Source organism: Methylobacterium sp. M6A4_1b (genome assembly GCF_053345175.1).
The window spans coordinates 211418-228332 of sequence record NZ_JBKEZQ010000002.1; the positions used below are offsets into that span (position 1 = coordinate 211418).

General features: G+C 69.3%; 16 protein-coding genes and 1 tRNA gene. 8 read left to right on the forward strand and 9 right to left on the reverse strand.

All coding sequences use genetic code 11. From position 1 onward, the window contains the following. Window positions 1-88 precede the first annotated feature (88 nt). From ACLBWX_RS03025 to ACLBWX_RS03045, 5 genes are all read left to right on the forward strand, one after another. Window positions 89-1411 (forward strand): SLC13 family permease, encoded by a 1323-nt coding sequence (locus ACLBWX_RS03025; RefSeq protein WP_447675610.1) that lies wholly within the window; start codon window positions 89-91, stop codon window positions 1409-1411. Window positions 1412-1575: 164 nt separating this feature from the next. Beyond that, the gene (gene sdhC, locus ACLBWX_RS03030; protein ID WP_447675611.1) at window positions 1576-1977 is read left to right on the forward strand and encodes a succinate dehydrogenase, cytochrome b556 subunit; all 402 of its coding nucleotides are present in this window, start codon (window positions 1576-1578) and stop codon (window positions 1975-1977) included. Window positions 1978-1989: 12 nt separating this feature from the next. Then, on the forward strand, window positions 1990-2403 hold the full coding sequence (gene sdhD / locus ACLBWX_RS03035; protein WP_447675612.1) for a succinate dehydrogenase, hydrophobic membrane anchor protein: 414 nt from the start codon (window positions 1990-1992) through the stop codon (window positions 2401-2403). 29 nt (window positions 2404-2432) lie between these two features. Further along, a complete protein-coding gene (gene sdhA / locus ACLBWX_RS03040) occupies window positions 2433-4253 on the forward strand; it encodes a succinate dehydrogenase flavoprotein subunit (RefSeq protein WP_447675613.1) in 1821 nt (606 codons plus the stop codon). A 62-nt stretch (window positions 4254-4315) separates the two neighbouring features. Next, complete coding sequence (locus ACLBWX_RS03045) at window positions 4316-5119, forward strand: succinate dehydrogenase iron-sulfur subunit (protein ID WP_447675614.1); 804 nt, start codon at window positions 4316-4318, stop codon at window positions 5117-5119. 86 nt (window positions 5120-5205) lie between these two features. Here ACLBWX_RS03045 and ACLBWX_RS03050 read toward each other — a convergent pair whose 3' ends face one another. From ACLBWX_RS03050 to ACLBWX_RS03070, 5 genes are all read right to left on the reverse strand, one after another. Further along, window positions 5206-6180 carry an alpha/beta fold hydrolase gene (locus tag ACLBWX_RS03050; RefSeq protein ID WP_447675615.1) on the reverse strand — a complete coding sequence of 325 codons (975 nt, stop codon included), beginning with the start codon at window positions 6178-6180 and terminating at the stop codon, window positions 5206-5208. Window positions 6181-6214: 34 nt separating this feature from the next. Beyond that, entirely contained in the window at window positions 6215-6775 is a 561-nt protein-coding gene (locus ACLBWX_RS03055; protein ID WP_447675616.1) for a hypothetical protein, read from the reverse strand. A gap of 126 nt (window positions 6776-6901) precedes the next feature. Next, on the reverse strand, window positions 6902-10072 hold the full coding sequence (locus ACLBWX_RS03060) for a multidrug efflux RND transporter permease subunit (protein ID WP_447675617.1): 3171 nt from the start codon (window positions 10070-10072) through the stop codon (window positions 6902-6904). Window positions 10073-10075: 3 nt separating this feature from the next. Next, window positions 10076-11386, reverse strand: coding sequence for an efflux RND transporter periplasmic adaptor subunit (locus ACLBWX_RS03065; protein WP_447675770.1), 1311 nt, complete (start codon window positions 11384-11386; stop codon window positions 10076-10078). 350 nt (window positions 11387-11736) lie between these two features. Next, window positions 11737-12168, reverse strand: a complete 432-nt coding sequence (locus ACLBWX_RS03070) for a hypothetical protein (protein ID WP_447675618.1) — start codon at window positions 12166-12168, stop codon at window positions 11737-11739. 247 nt (window positions 12169-12415) lie between these two features. Here ACLBWX_RS03070 and ACLBWX_RS03075 point away from each other — a divergent pair, with 247 nt between their 5' ends. After that, window positions 12416-12988, forward strand: coding sequence for a L,D-transpeptidase (locus ACLBWX_RS03075; protein ID WP_447675619.1), 573 nt, complete (start codon window positions 12416-12418; stop codon window positions 12986-12988). Window positions 12989-13061: 73 nt separating this feature from the next. Continuing rightward, complete coding sequence (locus ACLBWX_RS03080; RefSeq protein WP_447675620.1) at window positions 13062-13862, forward strand: TSUP family transporter; 801 nt, start codon at window positions 13062-13064, stop codon at window positions 13860-13862. 159 nt (window positions 13863-14021) lie between these two features. Here the strand turns inward: ACLBWX_RS03080 and ACLBWX_RS03085 are convergent, their stop codons facing one another. Further along, a complete protein-coding gene (locus ACLBWX_RS03085) occupies window positions 14022-15068 on the reverse strand; it encodes a MaoC family dehydratase (protein ID WP_447675621.1) in 1047 nt (348 codons plus the stop codon). Window positions 15069-15162: 94 nt separating this feature from the next. After that, window positions 15163-15465, reverse strand: coding sequence for a YggT family protein (locus ACLBWX_RS03090; protein WP_447675622.1), 303 nt, complete (start codon window positions 15463-15465; stop codon window positions 15163-15165). Between the two features lie 121 nt (window positions 15466-15586). Here ACLBWX_RS03090 and ACLBWX_RS03095 point away from each other — a divergent pair. After that, window positions 15587-15662: transfer RNA gene (locus tag ACLBWX_RS03095), tRNA-Ala, on the forward strand. A gap of 76 nt (window positions 15663-15738) precedes the next feature. Here ACLBWX_RS03095 and ACLBWX_RS03100 read toward each other — a convergent pair. Together ACLBWX_RS03100 and ACLBWX_RS03105 are read right to left on the reverse strand one after the other, a co-directional pair. Beyond that, on the reverse strand, window positions 15739-16092 hold the full coding sequence (locus ACLBWX_RS03100; RefSeq protein WP_447675623.1) for a DUF3140 domain-containing protein: 354 nt from the start codon (window positions 16090-16092) through the stop codon (window positions 15739-15741). Window positions 16093-16421: 329 nt separating this feature from the next. After that, window positions 16422-16835 (reverse strand): hypothetical protein, encoded by a 414-nt coding sequence (locus ACLBWX_RS03105; RefSeq protein ID WP_447675624.1) that lies wholly within the window; start codon window positions 16833-16835, stop codon window positions 16422-16424. Between the last annotated feature and the right edge of the window lie 80 nt (window positions 16836-16915).

Here is a 16915-nt window from a genome sequence, read left to right on the forward strand (position 1 = left end):
CGCGAAGGATGGATCGGAAAACTCCGAATTGCGAATGGCTCCAAGGTAGGATCATTGTCCCGCCGGACGGGCGGATTGGAATCGGGCGATGCCGGCAGGGGCGTTCATGGGCGGGGAGGCGACGGTCGTGGTGACCGGGCTCCTGCTCGTGCTCTGCATGGGCCTCTGGGCCAGCGGCCTCATCGCCGAGATCGTCACCGCGATGCTGTTCTTCGCCGGGGCGATGCTGTTTCGCCTCGCGCCGCCCGCGACCGTGTTCTCGGGCTTCGCCTCCTCGGCGTTCTGGCTCGTCCTCAGCGGCATGGTGGTGGGTCTCGCCATGACGCGCTCCGGCCTCGGCGACCGCCTGGCGCGGAGCCTGTCGGGCCACCTCTCGGCCTCCTATCCGGCCTTCATCGCCGGCATCGTAGCCCTGTCCTTCGCCGTCGCCTTCGTGATGCCGTCGAATCTCGGGCGGATCGCCCTGCTGGTGCCCGTGGTGCTGGCCCTCTGCGACGCCTTCGGCCTCGAAGCCGGCCGCCCGGGCCGGCATGGCGCCGTCCTGGCGGTGGGCCTCGCCACCCCGCTTCTCTCGGCCGCGATCCTGCCCGCCAACGTGCCGAATCTCGTGATGGCCGGCACCGCCGAGACCCAGTACGGCCTCCACATCGCCTACCTGCCCTATCTCCTGCTGCACGCGCCGGTGCTGGCCCTGGTGAAGGGGGGCCTCCTCGTCCTGGCGATCGTCCGGCTGTTTCCCGACCGACTCGACCACGGGGAGAACGGTGCGGCCCTCGCGAAGGAGCCCTTGCGCCCGGAGGCGCGGCGGCTCGCCGTGATCCTGGCCGCCACCCTCGCCTTCTGGGTCACCGACAGCCTGCACCACATCGCCCCGGCCTGGGTCGGGCTCGTCGCCGCGATCCTCTGCCTGATGCCCCGCATCGGCGTGTTGCCGGCGGAGGCCTTCGGCGCGGTGAACCTGCGCACCTGCTTCTACGTCGCCGCCCTCCTCGGCCTCGTGGCCACCGTGAACGAGACCGGCCTCGGCGCCAGCCTGGGCCATGCCCTCCTCCACGTCGCGCCGCTGACGCCGGACGCGCCGGGCTACAATTTCGGCATTTTGACAGGACTGGCGGCGATCCTCACGATCGCGGTCACCGCCAACGGCGCCCCGGCGCTCTACACGGCGCTGGCCGGCGAGATGGCGCGGGCGAGCGGCCTCGACCTCATGGCCGTGGTGATGATCCAGGTGGTCGGCTACTCGACCCTGTTCCTGCCCTACCAGGCCCCGCCGATCGTGCTCGCGGTCGATCTCGGGAAGGTGCCGCTGCGGGCGGCGACCAGGCTGACCCTGGTGACCGGCCTTCTCTCCCTGCTCGTCGCCGCGCCGCTGGATTACCTCTGGTGGCGCGCCCTCGGGTGGCTGTCATGAGGCGGCAGGACCGAATGACGATTTGGCGCCTGTGTCGCATGTGCGCTGCGGCGAAGCGGGGTTGCGCATTGGCGCCTGCCCGCTAGCACTTTAGAGACGATCCAAATTTTTCTTGGTGCCCTGTCAAAAACCGGTGCACCGCCCAGTCGAGGACCTTCAGCACGATGGCTCCAACCGTCCGTCCCACGGTCGCCCAGCCGCTCTCGCCCCACCTCCAGATCTACCGCTGGACCTGGACCATGGCGATGTCGGTGTTCCACCGCATCACCGGCACGGCCCTCTACGGCGGCGCGGCCCTGGTGGCGATCTGGCTCGTGGCCCTCGCTTCGGGTCCGGCCGCCTACGGCACCGTCTCGTGGTTCTTCGGCTCGATCGTCGGACGTCTGGTGCTGTTCGTCTACACCTGGATCCTGATGCACCACATGCTGGGCGGTCTGCGCCACTTCATCTGGGATCTCGGCTACGGCTTCGACCGTGCCCAGCGCATGGGCCTCGCCCGCGCGACCCTGATCGGCTCCGTCATCCTGACCGTCCTGATCTGGGCGCTCGCCCTGACCCTGCGCTGAGGAGACCGAGCGATGGTCGACAACCGCCAGAACACCAACGTCACCATGCGCACGCCGCGCGCCCGGGTGAAGGGCCTCGGGGCCTCGGGCCACGGCGCGGGCCACTTCTGGATCCAGCGCCTGACCGCCGCCGCCAACGCGCCGCTGATGCTGGCCTTCGTGGTCATCGTCGCGCTGATGGCGAACCGGCCCTACCCGGAGGCCATCGCGCTGATGTCGCACCCGGTGGTGGCTCTGGTCCTGATCCTCGCCGTGATCTCGGTGACGGCCCATATGAGGATCGGGATGCAGGTCGTCATCGAGGACTACGTCCACGACAGGACGCTCAAGCTCCTGAGCCTGCTCGCCAACAATTTCTACGCGGTCGTCGTCGCCGTGGCCTGCCTGTACGCGATCCTGCGCGTCAGCCTCGGCAAGCTCGTCTGACCCGCACCCCGAACCCGAAGGATCAGCCCATGGCCACCAACGGAACCAACGGCAACGGCGCTCCCGCCTACACGATCAACGACCACACCTTCGACGTGGTGGTGGTGGGCGCCGGCGGCGCGGGCCTCCGCGCCACCGTGGGCTGCTCCCAGGCCGGCCTGCGCACCGCCTGCATCTCGAAGGTGTTTCCCACCCGGTCCCACACCGTGGCGGCGCAGGGCGGTATCTCGGCCTCGCTGGGCAACATGGGTCCGGACGACTGGCGCTGGCACATGTACGACACCGTGAAGGGGTCTGACTGGCTCGGCGACCAGGACGCCATCGAGTACCTCGTGCGCAACGCGCCGGCCGCGGTCTACGAGCTCGAGCATTGGGGCGTGCCCTTCTCCCGCACGGAAGAAGGCAAGATCTACCAGCGTCCGTTCGGCGGCATGACCACCGATTACGGCAAGGGCACCGCCCAGCGCACCTGCGCGGCGGCCGACCGCACCGGCCACGCCATGCTGCACACGCTCTACGGCCAGGCGGTGAAGAACCACACCAACTTCTTCATCGAGTACTTCGCCCTCGACCTCATCATGGACGAGGAGGGCCGCTGCCTCGGCGTCATCGCCATCGACCAGGCCTCCGGCGAGATCCATCGCTTCCGCGCCCAGATGACGATCCTGGCCACTGGCGGCTACGGCCGCTCCTACTTCTCGGCGACCTCCGCCCATACCTGCACCGGCGACGGCAACGCCATGGTGCTGCGCGCCGGCCTGCCCCTGCAGGACATGGAGTTCGTTCAGTTCCATCCGACCGGCATCTACGGCGCCGGCTGCCTCATCACCGAGGGCGCCCGTGGCGAGGGCGGCTACCTGACCAATTCCGAGGGCGAGCGCTTCATGGAGCGCTACGCCCCGTCCGCCAAGGATCTCGCCTCGCGCGACGTGGTCTCCCGCTCGATGACCATGGAGATCCGGGCCGGTCGCGGCGTCGGCAAGTCGAACGACCACATCTACCTGCACCTCGACCACCTCGACCCGGCGATCCTGCACCAGCGCCTGCCGGGCATCTCGGAATCGGCCAAGATCTTCGCCGGCGTCGACGTCACCAAGGAGCCGATCCCGGTGCTGCCGACGGTCCATTACAACATGGGCGGCATCCCGACGAACTATCACGGCGAGGTTCTGACCCTGAAGAACGGCAACCCGGACACGGTGGTGCCCGGCCTGATGGCCCTCGGCGAGGCCGCCTGCGTCTCGGTGCACGGGGCCAACCGCCTCGGTTCGAACTCGCTGATCGACCTCGTGGTGTTCGGCCGGGCCGCGGGTCTGCGCTGCGCCGAGATCGTCGAGGCCGGCGCGCGCCAGATGGAGCTGCCGAAGGACTCCGCCGACAAGGCGCTCGGTCGCCTCGACCGCTTCCGCTACGCCAGCGGCGGCACGCCGACGGCGCAGCTGCGTGCCGAGATGCAGAAGACGATGCAGAACAACTGCGCCGTGTTCCGCACCGGCGAGGTGCTGGAGGAGGGCAAGACCCTCATCCACAAGGTCGCCGCGGGCATTCCCGACATCCACGTCAACGACCGCTCGCTGATCTGGAACACCGATCTCCTCGAGACCCTGGAATTCGACAACCTGATCGGCCAGGCCGTCGTCACCATGGAATCGGCCGCCAACCGCAAGGAAAGCCGCGGCGCCCATGCCCGCGAGGACTTCCCGGACCGCGACGACAAGGAGTGGATGAAGCACACGCTGGCCTGGATGGACGACACCTCCAAGCAGGTCAGCATCGATTACCGTCCGGTCCACACCTACACGATGTCGAACGAGATCCAGTACATCGAGCCGAAGGCCCGCGTGTACTGAGGCGGCGACCCAGGTCGTTTCCCGGATTGGTTCTCACGAGACGGATTTAGGCACGCCAAACCATGGCTCAGTTCAATCTTCCCAAGAACTCCCAGGTCACCGAGGGCAAGACCTGGCCTCGGCCGACCGGCGCGAACAACCTGCAGGAATTCCGGATCTATCGCTGGAATCCCGATGACGGGAAGAATCCGCGCGTCGACGTCTATCAGGTCGACCGGGACGATTGCGGCCCGATGGTCCTCGACGCCCTGCTCTGGATCAAGAGCAAGGTCGATTCGACCCTGGTGTTCCGCCGCTCCTGCCGCGAGGGCATCTGCGGCTCCTGCGCCATGAACATCGAGGGCCAGAACGCGCTCGCCTGCACCATGGGCATCGACGAATGCCAGGAGCACGCCAAGGGCAAGAAGACCGGCGCGGTCCGGATCTACCCGCTGCCGCACATGCCGGTGCTGAAGGATCTCGTCCCCGACCTGACGAACTTCTTCGCCCAGCACGCCTCCATCGAGCCCTGGCTCCAGACCGAGACGCCGGCGCCCGAGGGCGAGTGGAAGCAGACGCCGGAGGATCGCGCCCAGCTCGACGGTCTCTACGAGTGCATCCTCTGCGCCTGCTGCACCACCTCCTGCCCGAGCTACTGGTGGAACGGCGACCGCTTCCTCGGCCCGGCGGCCCTGCTCCAGGCCTATCGCTGGCTGATCGACAGCCGCGACGAGAACACCGGCGAGCGTCTCGACGCCCTGCACGATCCCTTCCGGCTGTATCGCTGCCACACGATCATGAACTGCGCCAACACCTGCCCGAAGAGCCTGAACCCGGCCAAGGCCATCGCCGAGATCAAGAAGATGATGATCGCCCGCGAAGTCTGATTCGCGGAGGCGGAGCGAGCAAACGGAGAGGGCGTGCGGTCTCGGCCGCGCGCCCTCTCCGTTTGCCGCGGTCGGTTTCGGCGCGGTCAGGCGCCGGCCTGCTCGCGCCCGCGTTCGAAGGCCCGGTCGATGGCAGCGACGACGGCGTCGGGCGCCAGATGATGGATCATGTGGCCCATGCCCGGCACCGTGACGAACTCGCTTCCGGGCACGTCGCGGTGCAGGCGCGCCGATTGCCGCTCGACATCGGCGATCTGGTCGTCCGCGCCGGCGATGATGACCACCGGCAGCGTCAGCATGCGATAATGGTGCCGCAACTCGACCGTCACGGGCGTCATCAGCGCCGCGTCCTCGGCCGAGGCACGCAGCTGCAGCGGGCGCAGCATCATCGCGGCGGGAAACGTGCGCTCGAAGCGCTCCGGCACGGATGCCGGCGCGAACATGCCCCTGATCGCCGCGGGCAGGACCGCTTGCGCCACGAGCGGCGAGATCGTGTGGCGTAGGAGATCGCCGAGGAGCGGGATGGCCGGCGGAGCGGCCAGGATCACGTCGGCCCGCAGGGTCGGATAGTAATAGCCCGAGGCCAGGACGAGGCTGCCGACGAGGCCCGGCGCCTGCAAAGCCAGGGCGACGGCGACGAGGCTGCCCCAGGAATGCCCGAGCACCACGGCCCGCGAGACGCCGAGCCGTTCGAGCGCCTTGGCGTAGAGGGTGGCGTGGGCACGCGGCGTCCAGAGGCCGCGGGGCCGGTCGCTGTAGCCATAGCCGGGCCGGTCGAAGACGATGACCCGGTAGCGCCGGGCGAGCGCGTCCACGATGCCGCTGACGAGGAAGTCCTGGATCAGGGTGCCGTTGCCGTGGATCAGCACCAGCGCGGGGCCGTGGCCGCGCACGATGTAGTGCAGGCGCACGCCGTCGACCGTCATGAAGTCGCCGATCGGCGGCGTCCTTCGTTCGGCCTCCCGCGTCCGCGCGGCGGTGTAGAGGGCCGAGGCCCCGAGGGCCGCGGCGGTGCCGAGGAGCGTGGGCACGAGCCACGGCGCGGTCGATCGACGGGTCATGATGCGATCCAATCTGGTGAGGGAAGCCGGGGGCTCAGGGGCGCGCCGGGGCGCCGAGACGCTCCGGTGCCATCGCCGCCAGGGCGAGGAGCGGACCCGGCATGGCGATCCCGGCCCGGCGCATGCCCTGGGCGGCCTTCCGACAGCCGCGAAGGTCGTCGGCTTCGGCGAGGTTCCGGATTTCGGAGATCGTCTGCTCCGAGGCGGCCGGGGCGGCCGGTGCCTCCGCGACGGGTCCGGACGCGGTGGCGGTCGATCCGCCCGGGGCCGTCCGGTTCTGCGCGTCACCCTGCGGCCCGGCCGCTCCCGGACCCGACGCGGTGATCTGGCCGCTTTGGCCCGAGGCATTCTGAGGCGTCCCCGCCGCGCTGGGCTTCGCCGCCGTGCCGCTCCCGTCGCGGGCCGTCACCGCCGTGGCGAGCCGCGCCGGCGTCCCCTCGCCTCGCGCGGACTCTTTCGGCCGCTGAACGAAGGCGACGAGTTCCCGGCACAGGTTGGCCGGCTGACCGGACGGGGAACGCTCCCCCTGCCCCCAGGCGAGCCCGGGCAGGCAGAGGATCGCTGCGGAGAGCAGCCTTGTCGTGACGCGGCGCATGGCGGCTCCTGAACGCATATCCTCCGACAAGTGCCGGGCGGCCAGGAGTGTTCGGTCGTCCGGCCCGATCGGGCCGTGATGCGGGAGGCGACGGGACCCGATGTCCGCGGGTCCCGTCGCCTCCGCCTACTCGGCCGGGGCGTGGTGCCCGGCCGGCGCCGGAGCCGGCTCGGCCGGAGGCGTCGCGGGGATCCCCTCGGCGGCGTCCTTGCGGCGGAAGATCCGCATCACCACCACGAAGAACACCGGCACGAACAGCACCGCCAGGATGGTGGCCGAGATCATGCCGCCGAGCACGCCCGTGCCGATCGCCTGCTGGCTCTTCGAGGCGGCGCCCGTGGCGATGGCCAGCGGCACCACGCCGAAGATGAAGGCGAGCGAGGTCATCACGATCGGACGGAATCGCAGGGCCGAGGCCTCGATGGTGGCGTCGACCAGGGACTTGCCGGGCTTCCACAGGTCCTTGGCGAATTCCACGATCAGGATCGCGTTCTTGGCCGAGAGACCGATGATCGTGATGATGCCGATCTTGAAGTAGACGTCGTTGGGCAGGCCACGCAGATACACCGCCGCCACCGAGCCGATGATGCCGAGCGGGATCACCAGCAGCACCGAGAACGGGATCGACCAGCTCTCGTAGAGGGCGGCGAGACACAGGAACACGATCAGGATCGAGAGGCCGAGGAGCAGCGAGGCCTGGGAGCCCGCCTGCTTCTCCTGCAGCGACTGGCCCGTCCAGGCGTAGCCGAAGCCCTTCGGCAGCTGCTGGATCAGGCGTTCCATCTCCTCGATCGCGTCGCCCGAGGTGTAGCCGGCGGCCGGCTCGCCGGTGAAGCGGACCGACTGATAGCCGTTGAAGCCGACGATCTGCGACGGGCCGACGCCCCATTTGAGCTCGGCGAAGGACGACATCGGCACCATGGTGCCCGTCGCGTTCTTCACCCCGTAGTTCAGCAGGTCGGGCGCCTGCATGCGCTGGAGCTGCTCGGCCTGGACGTAGACGCGCTGCATCTTGCCCTGGTTGGGGAAGTCGTTGGTGTAGACCGAGCCGAGATTGACCTGGATCGTGCTGTTGATGTCCTCGAACTTGACCCCGAGGGCGGCGGCCTTCTCGCGGTCGATGATCAGCTCCGCCTGCGGGGCCGGAGACAGACCCTCGATCTTCATCTTCTGCAGGATGGGGCTCTTCTTCGCGAGCGTCAGCAGCTGCGACTCGGCCGCCGTCAGGGCCGAGTAGCCGCGCAGCGCCCGGTCCTGGAGGCGGAACGAGAAGCCCGCGGCGTTGCCGAGGTTGTCCACCGGCGGCGGCTCCTGCGCGTCGATGATCGCGTCGCGGTAGCCCGCCAGGGCCGCGTTGGTGTCGGCCACGAGGGCGCTGGCGGTATTGGCCGCGTCGCGCTCGCTCCAGGGCTTCAGGGTGACGAAGGCCTGGCTCAGGTTCGGGCCCTGGCCCGAGAACGAGAAGCCGTTCAGCATCGTGACGGTGGCCACGCCGGGCCGGGCGAGGAGATACTGCTCCACCTCGCGCACCGCCGTCTGGGTCCGGTTGAACGAGGCGCCGGGCGGCGTCTGGATGTCGACGGTGAAGAAGCCCTGGTCCTCCACGGGCAGGAAGCCCTCGGGCAGGCGCAGGAAGGCGAAGCCGACCCCGACCAGGAGGGCGAGGTAGACGATCATCACCTTGCCGGAGCGCTTGATCAGCCCGGCGACGCCGCGGCCGTAGCGGGCCGTCTCGCGGTCCACGATCCGATTGAACCAGCCGAAGAAGCCGCCCTTGGCGTGGCCGTGGCCCTTCTCGATCGGCTTGAGCAGAGTGGCGCAGAGCGCCGGGGTCAGCGACAGGGCGAGCAGGGCCGAGAAGCCGATCGAGGTCACCATCGCGATGGAGAACTGCCGGTAGATGATACCCACCGACCCGGGGAAGAATGCCATCGGGATGAACACCGCGACGAGCACCAGGGTGATGCCGATGATCGCGCCGGTGATCTGGCCCATCGCCTTGCGGGTGGCCTCCTTCGGCGGAAGACCCTCCTCGTTCATGATGCGCTCGACGTTCTCGACCACCACGATGGCGTCGTCGACGAGGATGCCGATCGCCAGCACCATGCCGAACATGGTCAGCACGTTGATCGAGAACCCCGCCAGCAGCATCACCGTGACCGTGCCGAGCAGCGCGATCGGGACGACGATGGTGGGGATCAGGGTGTAGCGGATGTTCTGCAGGAACAGGAACATGACCACGAACACAAGCACCACCGCCTCGACCAGGGTCATCAGGACCTTCGTGATCGAGGCCTTCACCGCCGGGGTGATGTCGTAGGGAATGTCCCACTTCAGGCCGGGCGGGAAGAACTGGGCCAGCTCCTCCATCTTGGCGCGGATGGACTGGGCGGTCTCGAGCGCGTTGCCGTCGGGCGCCAGCGTGACCGAGATGCCCGCCGCCTCGCCGCCGTTGAGGCGGGTCGAGAACTGGTAGGCGTCGCCGCCGAGTTCGATCCGGGAGACGTCGCGCAGGCGCACGTTCGAGCCGTCGGAATTCGCCCGCAGCACGATCGCGCCGAAATCCTCCACGGTGTTGAGCTGGCCCTTCACGACGATCGGGGCGAAGACCGGGTGGTTGCTCGGGCTCGGCTGGGCGCCGACCGCGCCCGACGCGATCTGGATGTTCTGGTTGCGGATCGCGTCGGTGACGTCCTCGGGCGTCAGCGACAGACCGCGCAGCTTGTCGGGATCGACCCAGACGCGCAGGGAGCGCTCCGTCGAGTACAGCGTCGCGCGGCCGACGCCGGGGACGCGCCGGATCTCGTTGATCACGTTGCGCATCAGGAAGTCGCCGAGGCCGATCTCGTCCATCTTCCCGTCGGTCGAGACCAGGGTGATGATGTTGAGGGTCGCGGCCGAGGCCTCCTCGACCAGGATGCCCTGCTGTCGGACCTCGGCGGGAAGCCGCGCCTCGACGCGCTTGAGGCGGTTCTGCACCTCGACCGAGGCGAGCGCCGGGTCGGTGCCGGGCAGGAAGGTCGCCGTGATGTTGATCGAGCCGAACGAGTCGGTGGTCGACTCGAAACTCATGATGTTGGCCGCACCGTTCAGCTCATCCTCGATGAGCCGGGTCGTGCCGGTATAGAGGCTCTCCACCGAGGCGCCCGGGAAGGCGGTGGAAAGGGCGATCGAGGGCGGCGCGATCACGGGGTACTGCGCCACCGGCAGCAGGGGCAGCGAGAGCACGCCGCCGAGGATGATGAAGAGGGCGACGACCCAGGCGAAGACCGGCCGGTCGATGAAGAAGCGAGCCATGGTTCAGCGCACCTGCGAGACGGGCTTGGCCGCGCCGCCCTTGCTCGGATCGACCTTGCCGGACTCGGCCTTGCTCGGATCGGCTTTCGGCTCGCCCGGCTTGGCGCCGGCATCGGCATCCGCCGTGTCGGTGTCGCGCGGCTTCGGCTCGTGGTCCTCGGTGGCCGATTTCAGCTCGACGGTCTTCACCTCCTGGCCGGCGACGATCTTCTGCACGCCCTCGACGACGACACGGTCGCCGGCCTTGAGGCCGGAGCGGATGATCCACTGGTTGCCGACCACGGAGCCGACCTCCACCGGCTGGAGCATCACCTTGCTGTCCTCCCGCACGACCCAGACCTCGGCCTTGCCGTCGCTGGTGCGCTGGATCGACTGCTGCGGCACCGCCAGGGCGTCGGTGTCGATGCCCTGCTTGATGCGGGCGCGGACATACATGCCCGGGAACAGCTCGTCGTGCGGGTTCGGGAACAGCACGCGGAGGGTCACCTGGCCGGTGCTGGGGTCGGCGGTGACGTCCGAGAACAGCAGCTTGCCGGCCGAACCGTAGAGCGAGCCGTCGTCCATGATCAGGTGCACGTTCGCGGTGTCGGCCGAGAGGCGCGAGAGCTCGCCGCTGGCGAGATCCCGGCGCAGCTTGTTCAGCTCGCCCACCGACTGGGTGATGTCGACGTAGATCGGATCGAGCTGCTGGATGGTGGCGAGGTTGGCGGCACCCCCCTGCTCCACCAGGGTGCCTTCGGTGAGGAGCGCCCGGCCGATGCGGCCCGAGATCGGCGCGCGGACGTCGGTCCAGCTGAGGTTGAGCTTGGCCCGCTCCCGGGTCGCCTTGGCGCCGGCGACTTCGGCCTCGGCCTGCTTCAGGCCCGCATAGGCGCTGTCGTACTGGGCCTGGCTCGCGGTCTGGCGCGAGAGCAGCTGCTCCAGGCGGTCCGCCTGCTGATTGGCGAGGACCTGGGCGGCCTCCGTCCGGGCCAGGGCCGCCTCGGCGCTCTGGAGTTCGACCTCGAAGGGCGCCGGGTCGATCTTGTAGAGGAGGTCGCCCTCCTTCACGAGGCTGCCCTGCTCGAAGGTGCGCTTCACCACGAGGCCGGAGACGCGCGAGCGCACCTCGGCGATGCGCAGGGGAGCGACCCGGCCCGGCAGGTCGCGGAGATAGGGGATCGGCTGCTCGCGGACGGTGACGATGCCGACCTCCGGGGCCGGCCCCGGCACCGGCGCCGACGCCTGCTGCTTCTGATTGCAGGCCGAGAGGGCGACGAGCACGAAGCCTGCCGCCAGCGCGGTCGGCCGGGTGCGGAACAGGCGGTGGTTCAAGGACGTCACGATCGTTTCGCTCCTGCGAAATTTCGGCAAACGGCGCTCGGCCCGGGGCCGGCATCGCCGCGTTCAGGGTCCAAGGCCCGCGTACCCCGCGAGGGGGCCGGGCCGTGGCAAGCGTCGGGCCATGTCGGACGGCCGTGACGGGATCTGGGTCTGCTGCAACTTCGGCGAGCACGGGAGCGGGCGGATCGAGGCGAGGCTAAATCAAGCCGAATCGCTCGGAGGTCGGATCGTCAGGGACGATCCCCGCCTAGCCTACGATCTGGGCGATCCGACGACACGCGCACCACCAGCACGCGAAGTGCTGTCCGGACGCACGGAAACGTGAAGTGCGGAACGCGCGCTCAGATCAGGGGCCCGCGCCGCGGCGGGCGCTCCAGGGGCGAGATCGCGCGGGTCTCGCGTTCCGTCACAGCGCGCGGCAGGCCGAGGCGCTTCGGCACGGGGCGGCTGACGGGGACGACCCGCTGCGGGGAAACGCTGCCGGCCGCCTCGTCGAGATCGACCATCCCGACGGAGATCCGCGCCAGAAGGTCGGGGGCGCTCGGAACCGTCGTCGCCGTGATCGCGGCGTGACGCTCGTACCCGCGCGGCGCGTCGCCCGAGCCCTGCAGGAGGGGCAGCAGCGCGCAGACGAGGAACAGCAGGGCGAGGAGACCAGACGCCGCCGCGCCGAGCGCGCGGTCGAGCAGAGGCCGACCGGCCCGCACCGACTCGGCACAGGCGGACAGACCCGCATCGGCGGCACTGGCCATATGGCTTGCTGGGCTGCTCACCACCACGAGTCTGGGGCCGGGCGGCCTTGGCCGCAAGTTCCTGCGGCATTGTGTCAGATGCCCGGGGCGTCCGCGGGACAGGTGGAATCGGACCGTTGCCGGGATCACACAGGGTCCGTCCGTTCGGCCCGGGCTCGGTTGACCACCCCATTCCATCCCGCCAAGGCTCTCGCCCCCGACCACATGCCTCCGGGAAAGCCGGGCCTACGTGCCCGCCCTTTGCCGGTTCACGGCTGGAGGACAGACCATGCAGACGCGCCGCGTTCTCGCCGCATCCGCCCTGGCGGCGGCCCTGACCGTATCGACCGGACCGGCCTTCGCCGGAAACCCGTTCGACAGCGGACCCATCGCCGACTTCATGAATATCTTCAAGGAGCAGGCGATTCCCCGCGAGACCGTCGCCTGGAAGGGCACGGAAAAGCCCGGCACGATCGTGGTCTCGACGAGCCAGCGCCGGCTGTACTACGTGCTCGGCGGCGGCCAAGCCGTCCGCTACGGCGTCGGCGTCGGTCGCCAGGGCTTCTCGTGGTCCGGCGAGAAGCACGTGACGATGAAGAAGGAATGGCCGGATTGGCGTCCGCCGTCGCAGATGCTGGCGCGCCGTCCCGACCTTCCGCGCTTCATGGCCGGCGGCCAGGACAACCCCCTCGGCGCGCGTGCGCTCTACCTCGGCTCGTCGCTCTACCGTATCCACGGTTCGAACGAGCCCGAGACCATGGGCGCCGCCGTCTCCTCGGGCTGCATCCGCATGACCAACAAGGACATCGTCGACCTCTACGATCGTGCCAAGGTCGGCACGAAGGTCGTCGTCCGCAACTGAGCCGCGCCTCCGGCGCTCCCGTCCTGCATCCCGCCTCCAGTCGGTCGTCACTGGACCATGACGTGAGGACGGGATGATCTTCGGGGTGGATATCGGCCTGATCGCGGGCCTGTTCGCGGTCGCGGTGGCGGCCGGCTGCGTCGACGCGATCGCGGGCGGCGGCGGCCTGCTCACCGTACCGGCCCTGCTGCTCGCCGGCCTCGATCCCGTCTCGGCGATCGCGACGAACAAGCTCCAGGGCAGCGCCGGTGCGGTCTCCTCGACCCTCGCCTTCGCGCGCCGCCGCCTGATCCACTGGCCCGATGCCTGGAAGATCGCGGTGAGCGCAGCCTGCGCCTCCGTCGCGGGTGCGCTCTGCGTCAGCCTGCTGCCGCGCACCGTGCTCGATGCCGCCGTGCCGATCCTGCTCGTGGCCATCGCGATCTACTTCGCCACCGCCAAGCGCATGAGCAACGAGGACGCCACCGCGCGGATCACGCCGAACTGGTTCGCCCTGACCTGGGCACCGGCCGTCGGCTTCTACGACGGCGTGTTCGGCCCCGGCGCAGGGGCCTTCTACATGATCGGCTTCGTGACCCTGCTCGGCCTCGGCGTGGTGAGGGGCACCGCCCACACCAAGCTCGCCAACGCGGCGAGCAATCTCGGCAGCCTCGCCCTGTTCGCGCTGAGCGGCCACGTGGTCTGGGCGATCGGCCTGACGATGGCGGTGGGCGCCTTCCTCGGCGCGCAGATCGGCTCGCGCCTCGCGATCCGCATGGGCGCACGGCTGATCCGTCCGCTCCTCGTCACCATCGCCTGCGTGATGGCCCTCCGGCTCCTGTCCGACCCCGCCAACCCGCTGCGGCGCGCCGTGGTCGGCCTGTTCGCGGGGTGACCGGCGTCGCGGCCCTCCCGAGACCTCGGGGCGGCCGCGTCGGACCGGCGATCGCTCGCTCGATCCGGCGATGCCGGAGTGGGCGGCGCGTCTCCTGGGCGGCCTGGCGCGGAGACGCGCGTGATCGCGATCGGCTCCGACGGAACCGGCCGAGACCCTTCAGCGCGGCATGAAGGCCCAGTAATCGAGGTCGAGGATCACGGCTGGGTCGTAGGCGTCGCCGACCTTGTCGGGGTGGTTGCCGCAGGGCTGGTTCTTGGTGGCGACCGTCCGCAGGCGCAGCGCCCCGATATCGGTGCGGCCGGGCAGCTCGGCGGTCTCCAGCACCTCGCTCCACGCATAGACCGTGTCGCCGGCGAATAGCGGGGCGACGTGGCGGCCGGCATTGATGCCCGCCAGCGCGAAGGCGTTGCCCAGCCCATTGAAGCTCAGCGCGCGCGCCAGCGAGATCACGACGCCGCCGTAGATGAGCCGGCGGCCGAAGCGCGTGTCCTTGGCCGCGTAGCCGTCGAAATGCACCTTGGCGGTGTTCTGGTAGAGGCGCGTGGCGATCTGGTGCTCGGCCTCCTCGACGGTCATGCCGTCGACGTGGTCGATCCGCTCGCCGACGACGTAGTCGCCGAAGCGGTGGGGCGAGCCGGCGAGCTCGCAATCGTAGGCACCGGCGTTCAGGGGCGGCAGGGCGCTGGCGAGGTCGGCCGGGTCCACCACCTTGGCGAAGGTCGGCACGTGCTCCTGGGCGATCGTCGCCGCCGGGTCGCGCTTCCTCACGAGCACCCAGCGGCAGTAGCTCAGCACGGTCTCGCCGTTGGCGTCCGAGCCGGTGGAGCGTACGTAGACCACGCCGGTCTGGCGGTTCGAGCTCTCCTTGAGGCCGATCACCTCGGAGACGGTCGAGAGGGTCTCGCCCGGATAGACCGGTCGGCGGAACCCGCCCTCGGCGTAGCCGAGATTGGCGAGCGCGTTGAGGGAGATGTCCGGCACGGTCTTGCCGAAGACCACGTGGAAGGTGAGCAGGTCGTCGAGCGGGCTCTGCGGATAGCCGATGGCGCGGGCGAAGGCGTCCGAGGACTGCACGGCGAAGCGCGGGCCGTAGAGCGCGGTGTAGAGCGCGACGTCGCCCAGGGTGACCGTGCGGGGCGTGGCATGGCGGATGGTCTCCCCGAGGCGATAATCCTCGAAGAAGCGGCCGGGATTGGTCTTCATGACGGTCTCGTTCCCAGGGCGGCGCGGTCGCGCATCGGTTTCTTGTCGTCGGGCGGGTCGTCGTTGCGTCCCGCCCCTCGGGAGCCCCGAGGGCTCAGCGCGTGGAGACGTAGGTCTGCGTCGGCACGAACTCGTGGAGCAGGCGGCTCGCGAAGAGCAGCAGCAGGACGAGCACGATCGGCGACAGGTCGACGCCGCCGAGGTTGGGCAGGATGTTGCGGATCGGCCGCAGCACCGGCTCGGTGAGGCGGTAGAGGACCTCGCCGATCTGGGACACGATCGGATTGCGGACATTCACCACGTTGAATGCCACAAGCCAGCTCAGGACGGCGCTGGCGATAAGGACGTAGATGTAGAGCTGCACGACGGTGTCGAAGAGCCAGATGAAGGCGTTCATGCGCGGAAACGATGTCCTCGTGGCCCGCACCCGCGAGGCGCATCACGCGCACGCAAAGCAGCAGGATTTCTGGAATTGACAGGTCGGCGTGCGCGAGCCTAAAAGGCCGCCACCCCGGAACGGGGCTGTAGCTCAGATGGGAGAGCGCCGCAATCGCACTGCGGAGGTCAGCGGTTCGATCCCGCTCAGCTCCACCAGGTTTCCCCAGCTTGCGGGAACGCCGGTGGTTTCATCCGGACGATGGACGGCATGCGGAGCCCGCGCGGGTTCCCCTCACGCGTCCTTCAGCGGATCGTGGCCCCAGTTCATCAGCGACAGGCGCCAGGGCGATTCCTTCACCTTGTCGGCCTCCTCTGGGCCGCCCTGCGTCAGGTGACGATGGACGTAGCCCACGACCTTGGCCATGTGAGCGTAGTCGTCGTCGCTGAGATCGGTCTTCCGGGTGCGCAGGAGTTCGACGATGCGGCGACCCTCGCGATGGCCCGTCGCCTCGCCGCCCTTCGTCTTCTGGCCGACCGACCGGCTCTCGTCGGTCTCCAGGAAGGCTTCCAGCTTGGCCGCCGTCATGTTCACGGCATTATGGAACGCCTTGTAGGTCTCGGCGTGGTCGTCGGCCTTGGCTGCCATGCGGTTCTCTCCCGGAAACTCGGGCGGAAAACCGAGCCGTCGGCCGCGGGGTTCCGGCCCCGCGACGGCGCGTCCGCTCAGGCGATCAACCAGGCCACGGCCATGACCCCGGCCAGGAATATCCCGTAGGTCGCAAGAACTGCGACGATCTCACGGTGCTGGATGACGATGTTTTCGGAAGCGGTCAGCATGGCGGTATGGCCGGGAGTGGAACGAGATCCTTCATCTCATGCCCGGCGTAAGAATTCGATGATCAGAACTACGGCCCGGACGAGGAAATTGCCGATGTCTCCCGCCGGCCACAGGCCGCCCTGCGACGGGTCGCCCGGTCAGGCCGGACGGTCGGCGGGCTGGTCGAACAGGAAGTCGTCGATGGCGGGGATGGTGACCGCCAGGCCGGCGCCCGCGCCGTAGCTCGCCTTCGAGAGGCGCCAGGGCGAGTCGGTCCGGGCGCGGATGGCCTCCGAGGGGCGCAGGCGTCGCGGCGTGCCGTCCGCGCCGATCTCCTCGATCCGCACGAAGCCGTAGACCTGAAGGCGGGCGGCGATCAGCTTGGTCTCCCGATCACCCGCGGCCACCGAGAGGCTGCCCGTGGCGTAGACCGAATCCATCAGCGCACGCTGCTCGCTGCGCCGGGCCGCCAGGCCGCCGCGCGGGACCGACGGAGCGGCGGCCGACGGCTGGGGGCGGAGGGTGCGTCGGAAGGGGACCACATTGTCCATCGTCGCCGGAACGCTGCCCATACGCCACTATCCTCACGCTACACGCGAACGGCCGGGCGAACGCCCCGGCACTTCCCCTGATTTCGACGGTTCCGCTTAAC